This is a genomic window from Rhodococcus sp. IEGM 1354, from assembly GCF_030056855.1.
GTDB lineage: Bacteria > Actinomycetota > Actinomycetes > Mycobacteriales > Mycobacteriaceae > Rhodococcoides.
In genome coordinates this window covers 126,302-139,166 of sequence record NZ_JASHKT010000001.1, presented here as the reverse complement: position 1 = coordinate 139,166, position 12,865 = coordinate 126,302, and the positions used below count along the sequence as shown (strand labels likewise).

Genomic DNA, 12,865 nt, shown 5'->3' with positions numbered 1-12,865 from the left:
AACGGTGCCACGGCCGCGTGTCATCACGAAGTCGCGCTGCAAGCATGATATACGGTGCGGCCGACAGCAACGGTGTGCCGCCGGTTGCTCGGGGCAGCTCGAGACGGCGATTTTCGAGCACGGCGGGGTGCGTGTTAGTGTTCTCGCCGTCACCCGGGCGGGTGGCGGAATGGCAGACGCGCTGGCTTCAGGTGCCAGTGTCCTTCGGGACGTGGGGGTTCAAGTCCCCCTCCGCCCACCACACTGGCCGCAGCTGATCTCGATCGCTGCGGCCAGTAGTTTCTTCGAACCCCGGCGTGTGAGCGCGGGTGATGCCTTACATTCGTGTAGTTCGACAACGATGTCGACGCGCCGACGCCGAGCCGGATTCCGGGCCCCGTCGACTCGGTGGAAATTCGCAGGTGAGAGCCCGAAGTAGGCTTACCTTATTTGCGAGAGCACCCTGGTACTGACTTATCGTTCGTAATTGGATCGGCCTCACCACGGCCTGATCCGTCGAGACCTTCACTTTTCTACCACGAGCCCACCCGCCCGTGCAGAGGAAAGCGTGGAAGATCGACAGGTGCTGCTTCAACGGCGAGGACGCACCGCAGGCCGTTCGAGCAGCCGGTTACACCACACCGTCGCCGACGAGTTTCAAGGCTGGACTTATCCGAAGGCTAGGTATGAAGCACACTCCGGGCCCGCAAGGCCTCTACGATCCCGTCAACGAACACGACTCCTGTGGTGTCGCATTCGTGGTGGACATGCACGGTCGCCGCAGTCGCGACATCGTCGAGAAGGCGATCACCGCACTGGTCAACCTCGAGCACCGCGGTGCCGCGGGCTCGGAACCGAACACCGGTGACGGTGCGGGCATTCTGATCCAGGTACCGGACGCGTTCTTTCGCGCCGTCGTAGATTTCGAGCTCCCCGCACCCGGTGCTTACGCAACCGGTGTCGCATTCCTGCCGCAGGGCCGCAGCGACGCAGCACGCGCGTGCGAGGGTGTCGAGCGCATCGTCGAGAGCGAAGGCATGACCGTCCTCGGATGGCGTGAGGTCCCCACCGACGACTCTTCCTTGGGCGCATTGGCCCGCGACGCCATGCCGACGTTCCGTCAGTTGTTCTTCTCCGCTCCCGACGCGGCGATCACCGACCTCGAACTCGAGCGTCGTGCCTTCGTCATCCGCAAGCGGGTCGAACACGAGTTGGGTGAAGAAGGTGCAGGCAAGGACGGCCCCGGTCGCGAGACCGTGTACTTCCCGTCGCTGTCCTCGCAGACGTTCGTCTACAAGGGCATGCTGACCACACCCCAGCTCAAGGGCTTCTACCTCGACCTGCAGGACGAGCGCGTCGAAAGTGCACTGGGACTTGTGCATTCGCGTTTCTCGACCAACACGTTCCCGTCCTGGCCGTTGGCCCACCCGTTCCGCCGGGTCGCACACAACGGTGAGATCAACACCGCGACCGGCAACGAGAACTGGATGCGCGCCCGCGAGGCCCTCATCACCTCCGACGTGTTCGGTGGCTCGGAAGCGCTCGAGAAGATCTTCCCCGTCGTCACCCACGGAGCCAGTGACACAGCACGTTTCGACGAGGTTCTCGAATTGCTGCACCTCGGCGGACGCAGCCTGCCGCATGCCGTGCTGATGATGATTCCCGAGGCCTGGGAGCGGCACGAGTCGATGGACCCCGCACGTCGGGCGTTCTACAAGTACCACTCCTCGCTGATGGAGCCCTGGGACGGACCGGCCTCGGTGTGCTTCACCGACGGGACCGTCATCGGCGCCGTTCTGGACCGCAACGGTCTTCGCCCCAGCCGCCTGTGGGTCACCGACGACGGCTTGGTCGTCATGGCGTCCGAGGTCGGCGTTCTGGACATCGACCCGTCCAAGGTCGTCCGCAAGGTTCGCTTGCAGCCCGGCCGGATGTTCCTGGTGGACACCGCGCAGGGCCGCATCGTCTCCGACGACGAGATCAAGGACGAGCTCGCCGCCGAGCACCCGTACCAGCAGTGGCTCGACGAGGGTCTGACGTCGATCGACGACCTACCCGAGCGGCCGCACGTGCACATGCCGCACGATCGCGTCCTGATCCGGCAGCAGATTTTCGGATACACCACCGAAGAACTGAACGTGCTGGTCTCGCCGATGGCGAAGTCCGGCGCGGAGGCCATCGGTTCCATGGGTACCGATACCCCGATCGCCGTGCTGTCGGCACGTCCGCGGATGCTGTTCGACTACTTCTCGCAGTTGTTCGCCCAGGTCACCAACCCACCGCTCGACGCGATCCGTGAAGAGATCGTCACCAGCCTGGGCGGCACCATCGGTCCCGAGGGCGATCTGCTCAACCCGGGTGCCGACGGCTGCAAGCAGATCGTGCTGCCCCAGCCGATCCTGCACAACGACGATCTCGCCAAACTCGTCCACATCAACGACGAGGGCACGCAGGAAGAGCTGCGCTCGGTGGTCGTTCGTGGCCTGTACCCGGTTGCCGAGGGCGGTGAGGGTCTCCGAAAGGCGTTGGAGGCCATTCGCGCTCAGGTTTCCGCTGCCATCTCGGGCGGAGCGCGAATCATCGTGCTCTCCGACCGGGAGTCCAGTGAGAAGCTCGCTCCGATCCCGTCGTTGCTCCTCACCTCGGCAGTGCACCACCATCTCGTCCGTGAGAAGACCCGCACCAAGGTCGGTCTGATCATCGAAGCCGGTGATGCCCGCGAGGTGCACCACATGGCTCTGCTCATCGGATTCGGTGCGGCAGCGGTCAATCCGTACATGGCCTTCGAGTCGATCGAGGACATGATCGAGCGCGGCGCCCTCACCGGCATCGAGTTCGACAAGGCCGTCGGCAACTACATCAAGGCCGCAGGCAAGGGCGTGCTGAAGGTGATGTCCAAGATGGGCATCTCGACCCTCGCGTCGTACACCGGAGCCCAGCTGTTCCAGGTCATCGGCCTGTCGCAGGAACTGGTCGACGAGTACTTCACCGGGCTCAACAGCCACCTCGGTGGTATCGACCTCGATCAGGTCGCCGACGACGTCGCAGCCCGACATGGCGTCGCGTACCTCGACAACCGTCAGGAACGCGCGCACCGTGAGCTCGAGACGGGCGGCGAGTACCAGTGGCGTCGGGAAGGGGAGTACCACCTCTTCAACCCCGACACCGTCTTCAAGCTGCAGCACTCCACCCGCACCGGTCAGTACGACATCTTCAAGGAATACACGAAGATGGTCGACGACCAGTCCGAGCGGCTCGCGTCGTTGCGCGGTCTGTTCCGGTTCAAGACCGAAGAGCGGCAAGCTATTTCGATCGACGAAGTCGAGCCGGCCAGCGAGATCGTCAAGCGTTTCTCCACGGGCGCGATGAGCTACGGCTCCATCTCGGCCGAGGCACACGAGACCCTCGCCATCGCGATGAACCGTCTCGGTGGACGCTCGAACTCCGGTGAGGGCGGCGAGGACGTCTCGCGCTTCGAGCCGGACGAGAACGGTGACTGGCGACGCAGTGCCATCAAGCAGGTCGCGTCGGGACGTTTCGGCGTCACCTCGCACTACCTGACCAACTGCACCGACATCCAGATCAAAATGGCGCAGGGAGCCAAGCCCGGTGAGGGCGGCCAGCTTCCGGCACACAAGGTGTACCCGTGGGTCGCCGAGGTTCGGCACTCCACGCCGGGTGTCGGTCTGATCTCGCCGCCGCCGCACCACGACATCTACTCGATCGAGGATCTCGCGCAGCTGATCCACGACCTGAAGAACGCCAACCCGTCGGCTCGCATCCACGTCAAGCTGGTCTCCGAGGTCGGCGTCGGCACCGTCGCTGCCGGTGTGTCCAAGGCGCACGCGGACGTGGTGCTCATCTCGGGTCACGACGGCGGCACCGGCGCGACGCCGTTGACGTCGGTCAAGCACGCAGGTGGACCGTGGGAGCTCGGTCTGGCCGAGACCCAGCAGACGTTGCTGCTCAACGGTCTTCGCGATCGCATCGTCGTGCAGGTGGACGGTCAGCTCAAGACCGGTCGTGACGTCATGGTCGCTGCGTTGCTCGGCGGCGAGGAGTTCGGTTTCGCCACCGCTCCACTCGTGGTCTCGGGCTGCATCATGATGCGCGTCTGCCACCTCGATACCTGCCCCGTCGGCGTTGCGACACAGAACCCGTTGCTGCGCAAGCGTTTCGCGGGCAAGCCCGAGTTCGTCGAGAACTTCTTCATGTTCATCGCCGAAGAAGTTCGCGAGCTCATGGCCGAGCTCGGCTTCCGCACACTCGACGAGGCCGTCGGCCAGGTCGGTCTGCTCGACACGACCGCGGCCAAGGAGCACTGGAAGGCGTCGAAGCTCGATCTGTCGCCGATCCTCGAAGAGGTCGAGTCGGCGTTCATGAACCAGAACCTGTACAACACAGGCGTTCAGGATCACGGTCTCGACAAGGCACTCGATCAGCAGCTCATCGCGGCCAGCCGCAATGCGTTGGACAAGGGCGAGAAGGTCGCGTTCGAGTCCAAGATCACCAACGTCAACCGCACCGTCGGCACGATGCTCGGGCACGAGGTCACCAAGGCCTACGGCGGCGTCGGCCTCCCGGACGACACCATCGAGATCACGTTCACCGGCTCGGCCGGCAACAGTTTCGGTGCGTTCGTGCCCTCCGGTATGACGTTGCGCCTCAACGGAGACGCCAACGACTTCGTCGGCAAGGGCCTGTCCGGTGGACATCTCGTGCTGCGGCCGTCGCTGAACGCTCCGAAGGGATTCGTGGCCGAGGACAACATCATCGGCGGCAACGTGTTCCTGTTCGGTGCCACCAGCGGTGAAGCCCTGATCCGCGGCGTCGTCGGCGAGCGGTTCGCGGTTCGTAACTCCGGTGCCGTTGCCGTCGTCGAAGGCGTCGGCGATCACGGCTGCGAGTACATGACCGGCGGCAAGGTCGTCATCCTCGGTACGACGGGACGAAACTTCGGTGCCGGCATGTCCGGCGGCGTCGCGTTCATCTTCGATCCGAACAAGACGTTCGAGGCCAACCTCAACACGGAGCTGGTCGACATCGACGAGCTCGAGGGCGACGAATTCACTTGGTTGAAGGACATCGTCACCCGTCACCAGGAGCAGACCGGCTCCGAGGTGGCCGAGCGGATCCTCGCGGATTGGTCACAGCAGGTGAACCATTTCGTGAAGGTCATGCCTCGCGACTACAAGAAGGTACTGCTGGCCATCTCCGAAGCCGAGAAGAACGGCGCGGACGTGGACGAAGCGATCATGGAGGCAGCTCGTGGGTGACCCACAGGGATTTCTGAAGAACACGGTTCGCGAAGTACCCAAGCGGCGGCCCGTCGATCTGCGCCTCATGGACTGGAAAGAGGTCTACGAGGACTTCTCGAAGGACACTCTGCGCACCCAGGCCAGCCGGTGCATGGATTGTGGTATTCCGTTCTGCCACAACGGTTGTCCACTCGGGAACCTGATTCCCGAGTGGAACGACCTGGTGTTCAAGGACCGCTGGCGCGACAGCATCGATCGCCTGCACGCCACCAACAACTTTCCGGAATTCACCGGACGGTTGTGCCCCGCTCCGTGCGAGGCGGCGTGTGTCCTGGGCATCAACCAGGATCCGGTCACCATCAAGCAGGTCGAGGTCGAGATCATCGACAAGGCCTTCGAGGAAGGCTGGGTCACGCCGGTCTACCCGACGCACCTGACCGGTAAGACCGTCGCCGTCGTCGGCTCCGGACCCGCGGGACTTGCTGCAGCGCAGCAGCTCACCCGCGCCGGCCACACCGTCACGGTGTTCGAGCGTGCCGATCGCATCGGCGGACTGCTGCGCTACGGCATCCCCGAGTTCAAGATGGAGAAGCGCCACATCGATCGACGGCTCGCGCAGATGGAGGCCGAGGGCACCGTCTTCCGCACCAACGTCGATGTGGGCGTGGACATCTCGGCCGACGAACTGCGTGAGCAGTTCGACGCTGTCGTCCTCTCCGGAGGTGCCACCGCGTGGCGCGATCTGCCCATCGAAGGCCGTGAACTCGACGGCATCTACCAGGCCATGGAGTTCCTGCCGCACGCCAATCGCGTCCAGCAGGGCGACTTCGAGCAGCCGCCGGTCAGTGCCGAAGGCAAGAAGGTCGTCATCATCGGCGGCGGCGACACCGGGGCCGACTGCCTGGGCACCTCGCACCGTCAGGGCGCGGCAAGCGTCCACCAGTTCGAGATCATGGCCCGTCCGCCCGAGGAGCGTGCCACCTCCACCCCGTGGCCGACGTACCCGCTGATGTACCGCGTCGCGTCGGCACACGAAGAGGGTGGCGAGCGCGTCTTCTCCGTCAACACCGAGCGTTTCGTCGGCGAAGACGGCAAGGTCACCGCACTCGAAGCCTGCGAGGTCGAGTTCAAGGCCGGCAAATTCGAGAAGATCGAGGGCAGCGAGTTCACCCTCGAAGCCGATCTGGTGCTGCTCGCCATGGGATTCGTCGGACCCGACAAGGGCGGACTGTTGAACGACCTGGGCGTCGACTTCAACCAGCGCGGAAACGTCGAACGCACCAACGAGTGGGTCACCAACGTCCCCGGCGTTTTCGTCGCCGGAGACATGGGCCGCGGCCAGTCGCTGATCGTGTGGGCCATCGCCGAGGGCCGCTCCTGCGCGGCCGCCGTCGACACCTTCCTGCAGGGAGCAACGGCACTGCCGTCGCCGATCGTGCCCACCCAGGCACCGCAGCGGTAGGTATTTTCCGTCCGTCCCGTCGGGATCAATGTCCCTTTGTTGCACTCTGAGCGACTGAAACCCACATTGATCCCGACGGGGGGCGACCGATCCCGACGGGGTGGCGGCGAACCGTGTGACGGACGGTTACGTCCGTTAACCATGTGGGCATCGGATGGTCACAGGCCGCTGTCATTGTGGTGATCGAACAATAGAAGCGTTCGATCACCCAGTGAGGCCCCCTCCCCATGAGTGTCAAGAAGATCTGCGCCGGTGTCGGCGTCGCTGCAGCTGTTGCATCCGGTCTGGTCGTCGGGGCGTCGCCTGCCTCAGCGGATCCCGCCGGCTGTCCCTCGATGTACGTCGTCGCGATTCCGGGAACGTGGGAGACCAGCTCCGGTGCTGCCCCGAAGCCGGGGATGCTGACCGATGTCACCGATCGTCTCGGCGACGGCATTCGCACCGATTACGTCGCGTATCCCGCCACCGCCTTTCCGTGGGAGGGCGAAATCTACGGGCAGTCGCGTGCTGCTGCCGTCACCAACGCAGGCGGGATGCTGAAGGCGATGGCGGATCGTTGCGGCGCAACGAAACTGGGCATCATCGGCTACAGCCAGGGAGCCGACGCGGCGGGTGATCTCGCCGCGTCCATCGGAACCGGTCTCGGGGTGGTTCCCGCCGACAAGGTGGTGGCGGTCGGGCTCGTCTCCGACCCGAAGCGGTCGGACACCGACGCCCTGGTCGGTCCCCCTGTGGTGGGTACCGGCGTCGGTGGACCCAGGGTCGGCGGATTCGGCTACGTCAGCCCGGTGGTGCGCACGTTCTGCGCCGTCGGCGATCTGTATTGCTCGACGCCCAAGGACGATTACGTGGCGCGACTCGCGGGCTTCCTGGCCGTGTCGTCCAACCCTGCGCCCGACGTCGCAGATCAGTACACCCAGGAAGCACAATCGTTGATCGCCGACCTCGCTGCGTCCGGTGGACTTCCGGTACTGCAGGGGCAGCTGTCGGATCAGGCCAACGCTCAGCGTCAGCGGGAAATCGAGGCCTTCTATCGCTCGGGCATCCACCAGGAATATCAGACCTACGACGTCGGAGACGGAGTGTCGGCGACGCGGTGGTTGGCGCGTTACCTCGCCGACGCGGTCTGACTACGACGTCGTAGCAGGCACCCGACGGAGCAGCAGGAACACGACCACGGCACTGACGAACATCAGCACGGCGCTCGTGCCGGCGGCAAGGTTGAAGCCGTCGATGAAGGACGAGTGCGCGACGTCGGTCAACTGCGATGCGAACGGCTCCGGCAGATAGTCGGCCACGGCTATCGCGCCGCCGATGGTTTCGCGGGCCGGATCGGCGATCTCGGCCGGCGTGCCCGCCGGGATGGCGTCCTCCATACGGTGTCGATAGACGGTGCTGCCGATCGTCCCGAGAATGGCGATGCCGACGGCACCGCCGAGCTCGGCCCCGGTTTCCGACAATGCCGATGCAGCCCCGGCCTTTTCGGGGGCCGCAGCGGTCAGCACGATGTCGGAGTTCAGGGTCGAGGCTGCTCCGATCCCGAACGTGACCAGAGCCATTCCGGTCAGCAGCAGCGGCAGGCCGGAGTCGGACTGCACGAATATCAGTGCGACGCAACCGAAGACGATGGACAGTAGGCCTGCCGAAATGATGGTGCCGGTGGGGATCACCTTGCTCATCGTCGGTGCGGTGACGGCACCGGCCGCCGCCGCGGCAGCGGGAATCAACAGCCACAGTCCGGCGTGGAGTGGTCCGAGTCCCAGAACCAGCTGCAGGTATTGGGAGGCGAACAGGCTGAACCCGGTCATGGAGAAGATGACCAGAAATTGCACGACGACTGCAGCACTGAAAGCACGTTCGGCGAAGAGCGTCACGTCGATGAGCGGGTTCGATGCCTTGCGTTGCCGGATGACGAACACGAAGCCGAGCGCCAGGCCGAGGATCGCGGTGGTGATCGTCGTGGCATCGATACCGTCCTGGGCCCCGTGCTTGATGGCGAACACGATCGAGAGCATCGACGAGATCGCGAGGATCACGCTGATCGGGTCGAACTTACCGGGGTCGCGGTCCTTGAACTCGGGTACCAGTAGCGGGGCCGCGACGAAGAGCACGACCATGATGGGGATGTTGATCAGGAAGACCGAACCCCACCAGAAGTGTTCCAGCAGAACGCCTCCGACAACCGGGCCCACGGCTGCACCACCTGCGAATCCTGCGGTCCACAGACCGATCGCTTCCTTTCGCTGCGCAGGGTCGTGAAACATGTTGCGAATCAACGACAGTGTGCTCGGCGCGATGGTGGCTCCGCCCACTCCCAGCAGTGCGCGCGCGACGAGCAGCATCTCGGGGGAGGTGGAGAACGTCGCGGCGAGTGATGCCGCGCCGAAGACCACCGCGCCGACCATCAGCAGGGTCCGCCGACCGATGCGGTCGCCGAGCGAGCCCATGGTGATCAGCAGACCGGCCAGCAGAAATCCATAGATGTCGAGGATCCACAGGGTCTGGTTGCTGGTGGGTTCGAGATCGGCCGTCATGAAGGGCAGAGCGAGATACAGCACCGACATGTCCATGGAGACCACGAGGATCGGCACCACCAGTACCGCGAGGCCGAGCCATTCCTTCTTCGTGGCGCGATCCTCGGTTGCCGTCTGATTCACTGCTTCTTCCCTTCCGCGTGGACACCTCACCTTAGGTGGGTCGGGAGTAGGTTCGGTGAAGAAGAGTGTGTCTCGCCGAACGGAGGAACCGATTCCGCATGATCAACGATCTCGAGGTAGTCGCGACGATCACCGCCAAGCCGGACGCAATCGACACCGTGCGCGACGGGCTCGTGGCTCTGGTCGCCGAGTCACGCAAGGAAAGCGGCAACGTCTCCTACAAGTTGTTCGAGTCGGCGGTCGAGCCGGGCACCTTCATCACCATCGAGGTATGGAAGTCGCAGAAGGACCTGGACGGCCACATGCAGACCCCGCACCTGCAGCAGGCGCTAAGCGAATTCGGTGCCCATCTCGCGGCCCCGCCCGCCATCCATCCGCTCCGGCCCGTCGGCTGAGCCTGCCCGCGCGCTGACGTACACGAGTGCCGAGACGGCAAGCAGCGCCACCGTGGCACCGATCGCCAGCCACCCGGTCCCGCTCATCTCTCCCGACGCGATGATGCGGGCACCGGCGGCGGTGTAGCTCATCGGCATGAAGGCTGCGACGTCTCCCCAGATCGGTGCCGTCGATGCGTACGCGAATCCGCAGACGACTACCTGGACGACCAGCGCGACGACGTTGACGATCTGCCCGACGACGGCACCGAGGACTCGTTGAATTGCGCCTGCGGTGGCCAGATAGGCCGCGGCCGACACGATGAGGAACGCGCCGGCTCCGATCACCGGTCCGAGGGCGGCGTCGGTGGCGAACGCGAACGCGACTGCGGCGCTGATGCCCACTGCGGCGACGGCCGCTCCGACGGCGAGCCACCGCGGCTTGGTGTCCCTGCCCAGGACCCGCACGAGGCTGACGCAGCCGAGAGCTCCGAGTGCCACGAGTGTGGCAATCAGATACGGGGTGGCACCGGTACCGGTGCTCGTCGCCGTCGCTGCAACGTTCTGGTGGGAGGTGGCGTCATCGGTCGTGGCGGCCGCCTTTGCGGGGAGGGCGGCGGAGGCGTCGCGCACATTTGTGGCGATGCCGTTGACGATTCCCTCGACGGGTTTCACCGACGTCACGAGCTGATCGGTGCCGGCCTCGAGTTGCTGCCCGCCGTCGTCGAGCTGGCCGAGTCCGTCACGCAGCTGCACGGTTGCGTCGCCGAGCTGCGTGGTGGCACCGAGGAACTGACTGTTGGGGTCGTTCAGTTCGGTCGACAGCTGCTGAGCACCACCCTTGAGGGTCTGCAGCTGAGCGAGCGTGTCGGGACCGAACGCCTGAGTGTTGAGGTTGTCGATCACTCCGCGGATCTCGCCGGAAATCGCGTCGGATCCCGGATGTGGGAAGCGATCGACCGTGTCTGCCGTGGCGGCGAGCTTTGCGGTGAAGTCGGCCTGCAGAGCTCCGAATCCGGCGAGCTGGTCGACGACCTGGTCGACACCCCCGCTGATCTGCGATGCGCCGTCACCGAGTTGGCCGATGCCGTCGCGGTACTGGCCGAACCCGTCGGCAAGCTGGATGGTTCCGTCATGGGCCTGGGTGATGCCGTCGGCGAGCTGGCCGACGCCGTCGTTGAGCTGCGTTCCGCCTTCGGTCAGCTGACCGATGCCGCTGGAGAGAAAGGTGATCGGCAGCGAGGCGCTGTTGAGGCTGCTCCTGGCCTTGGACAGCGGATCGGCCGTCTGCTGTACCTCGGCCGGGGCCTGCTGAGTGTCGGCGGCAACGGCGGTCGTCGTGGTCGATTCCCCGCCCAGGTCGTAGCCGGTGCCGAGTGCGAACGCACCCACAGCCACCAGAGGGAACGCCAGTGCGACGAGAGCAACGGCAGGACGTCGGAAGATACGCATTTCACCCATGATGACTTCGAGGCTAACTGCCACCGCCGGCCGCACCGACCACCAGGAGCGATCCGTAGCGGCCGTTCTGCCCCTCTACCAGGGACTTTAAGAGGTCTCTGTGGATTGTCGGTTGCGCGGCAACAGGTCCCACACGTGGGCGGTCTCGTTGACCGACGAGACCGATCGGGCACCGCTGCGGGAGAAGAGCACACGCGTCACCGAGCAGTAGTCGATGGGAAATCCGAGCACCTTCGGGGTCTGGAGAATGTCTTGCAACAGCATGTTGACGACGCCGCCGTGAGCGAAGAGGACGACGGTATCGGAGTGCTCGGCGGTCGAGACGATATCGGCCACTCCGGCGAGAACTCGTTGGCGGAAGGCCTGTTCGTCGACCTGCTCGGGTAGGTGACCGGCCTTGATGCGGTCGTAGGCGTCGCGAAATTCGGTCTTCGCGGCCTCGATCGGGACGTAGCCGCCGAAGTCCCGGTCGTATTCGGTCAGACGGTCGTCGGTCGTGATCTCGAGACCGAGCCGTTCGGCGAGTGGCTGCGCGGTCCGGATCGCGCGTTGCTGCGAACTCGACACGACTCGGGACACCGTGAAGCGTGCCAGCGCATCCGGCACTCGGCGGGATTGCTCGACGCCCAGTTCGTCGAGATCGGGATCGGCCGAGGACTCCGATCGTCGCGGAAGGGCGTGCCGTACCAGAACCAGTTGCATCGACTCACCTAATCACGAGTGTGCGTCCACTGCGTTGCACCATCGAGCGGAAGGCCGCCACCTGGCGGGGCATGTCGGTTCCCGGTTCCCACACCATGCCGATTCGCCTGCGCGCAGCCGGTTGGGTGAGTCCCACGTCGACCGTTCCACCCTCGGCGCCGTGTGCACGGATCCGCGGCAGGATGGCGATGCCGAGGCCGGCACCGACGAGTCCGCGCACGGTATGGGTGTCCTGTCCCTCGAACGCGATGCGCGGACTGAACCCGGCATCGGCCCACAACTCGTCGCAGATCGAGCGCATTCCGAAGCCGTGACCCATGGCGATGTAGTTCTCGTCGGCGGTGTCGGCGAGATCGACCGTCTTCCGCGACGCGAGGCGGTGATGTTCGGGGACCACCAGCATCAGCCGCTCGTCGTACAGCTGGAAAGAATTCGTGTCGGTGTGTTCGGCGCTCAAAGACACGAACGCCAGGTCGGACGTGCGGTCTGCGAGCCGGTCCAGGCAGCGCGCACGTGCGCCTTGGTCCAGATCGAACGTCACCGCGGGATGGTCGACGCGAAAGTGCCGGATCAGTGCCGGCACGACGTCCTCACCGAGTGTGTTCTGGAACGCGACGGCTATTCGGCCACGTGCTCTGGCGTCGTGCTCGGTCATGGCGTCGATACCGGCATCGATGTCGCTCAGGGCTCGTTGCAGATACGGGATGAGGACGCGGCCGGTACTGGTGAGCACGATGCCGCGACCGCGTCGTTCCACGATGTCGACGCCCAGGATCGCCGACGCGCGGGCGACCTGTCGACTGACGGTGGGCTGTGGGACTCCCAGGACGTGGGCGGCGTCGGTGATGTGTTCGGTGTCCGCCACCGCGACCAGGGTCGGCAGAAGCGGTAGCAGCTCGGTGGTCTCGCGGCGCATGGGCGAAGCATATCGCTGACGTATCGATCGGTGATCTCTCATGCATTGGACGTATA

The 12,865-nt window shown here is 65.0% G+C and carries 8 protein-coding genes and 1 tRNA gene; 5 read left to right on the top strand and 4 right to left on the bottom strand.

Annotated features, from left to right (window positions below; genetic code table 11):
- Nucleotides 1–155: 155 nt before the first annotated feature.
- The 4 genes from QM588_RS00780 (at nucleotide 156) to QM588_RS00765 (ending at nucleotide 7,829) form a co-directional block, all read left to right on the top strand.
- A tRNA-Leu gene (locus QM588_RS00780) sits at nucleotides 156–241 on the top strand.
- A gap of 424 nt (nucleotides 242–665) precedes the next feature.
- Entirely contained in the window at nucleotides 666–5,255 is a 4,590-nt protein-coding gene (gene gltB / locus QM588_RS00775; RefSeq protein ID WP_283310906.1) for a glutamate synthase large subunit, read from the top strand.
- Nucleotides 5,248–6,699: a glutamate synthase subunit beta gene (locus QM588_RS00770; protein WP_283310905.1), complete on the top strand. Its 1,452-nt coding sequence runs from the start codon at nucleotides 5,248–5,250 to the stop codon at nucleotides 6,697–6,699. The genes gltB and QM588_RS00770 overlap by 8 nt, the downstream gene beginning before the upstream one ends.
- Before the next feature lie 227 nt (nucleotides 6,700–6,926).
- Nucleotides 6,927–7,829: a cutinase family protein gene (locus tag QM588_RS00765; RefSeq protein WP_283310904.1), complete on the top strand. Its 903-nt coding sequence runs from the start codon at nucleotides 6,927–6,929 to the stop codon at nucleotides 7,827–7,829.
- On the opposite strand, the gene QM588_RS00760 is transcribed toward QM588_RS00765, so the two are convergent.
- A complete protein-coding gene (locus QM588_RS00760) occupies nucleotides 7,830–9,356 on the bottom strand; it encodes an MFS transporter (RefSeq protein WP_283310903.1) in 1,527 nt (508 codons plus the stop codon).
- Nucleotides 9,357–9,457: 101 nt separating this feature from the next.
- Between QM588_RS00760 and QM588_RS00755 the strand changes: the two genes are divergently transcribed.
- Entirely contained in the window at nucleotides 9,458–9,751 is a 294-nt protein-coding gene (locus QM588_RS00755) for a putative quinol monooxygenase (protein ID WP_283311759.1), read from the top strand.
- Here the strand turns inward: QM588_RS00755 and QM588_RS00750 are convergent.
- The 3 genes from QM588_RS00750 to QM588_RS00740 form a co-directional block, all read right to left on the bottom strand.
- Nucleotides 9,686–11,182 (bottom strand): phage infection protein, encoded by a 1,497-nt coding sequence (locus QM588_RS00750; protein ID WP_283310902.1) that lies wholly within the window; start codon nucleotides 11,180–11,182, stop codon nucleotides 9,686–9,688. The genes QM588_RS00755 and QM588_RS00750 overlap by 66 nt on opposite strands.
- A gap of 96 nt (nucleotides 11,183–11,278) precedes the next feature.
- Entirely contained in the window at nucleotides 11,279–11,893 is a 615-nt protein-coding gene (locus QM588_RS00745) for a histidine phosphatase family protein (RefSeq protein WP_283310901.1), read from the bottom strand.
- Between the two features lie 4 nt (nucleotides 11,894–11,897).
- A complete protein-coding gene (locus QM588_RS00740) occupies nucleotides 11,898–12,809 on the bottom strand; it encodes a LysR family transcriptional regulator (protein WP_094665903.1) in 912 nt (303 codons plus the stop codon).
- Nucleotides 12,810–12,865: the final 56 nt, after the last annotated feature.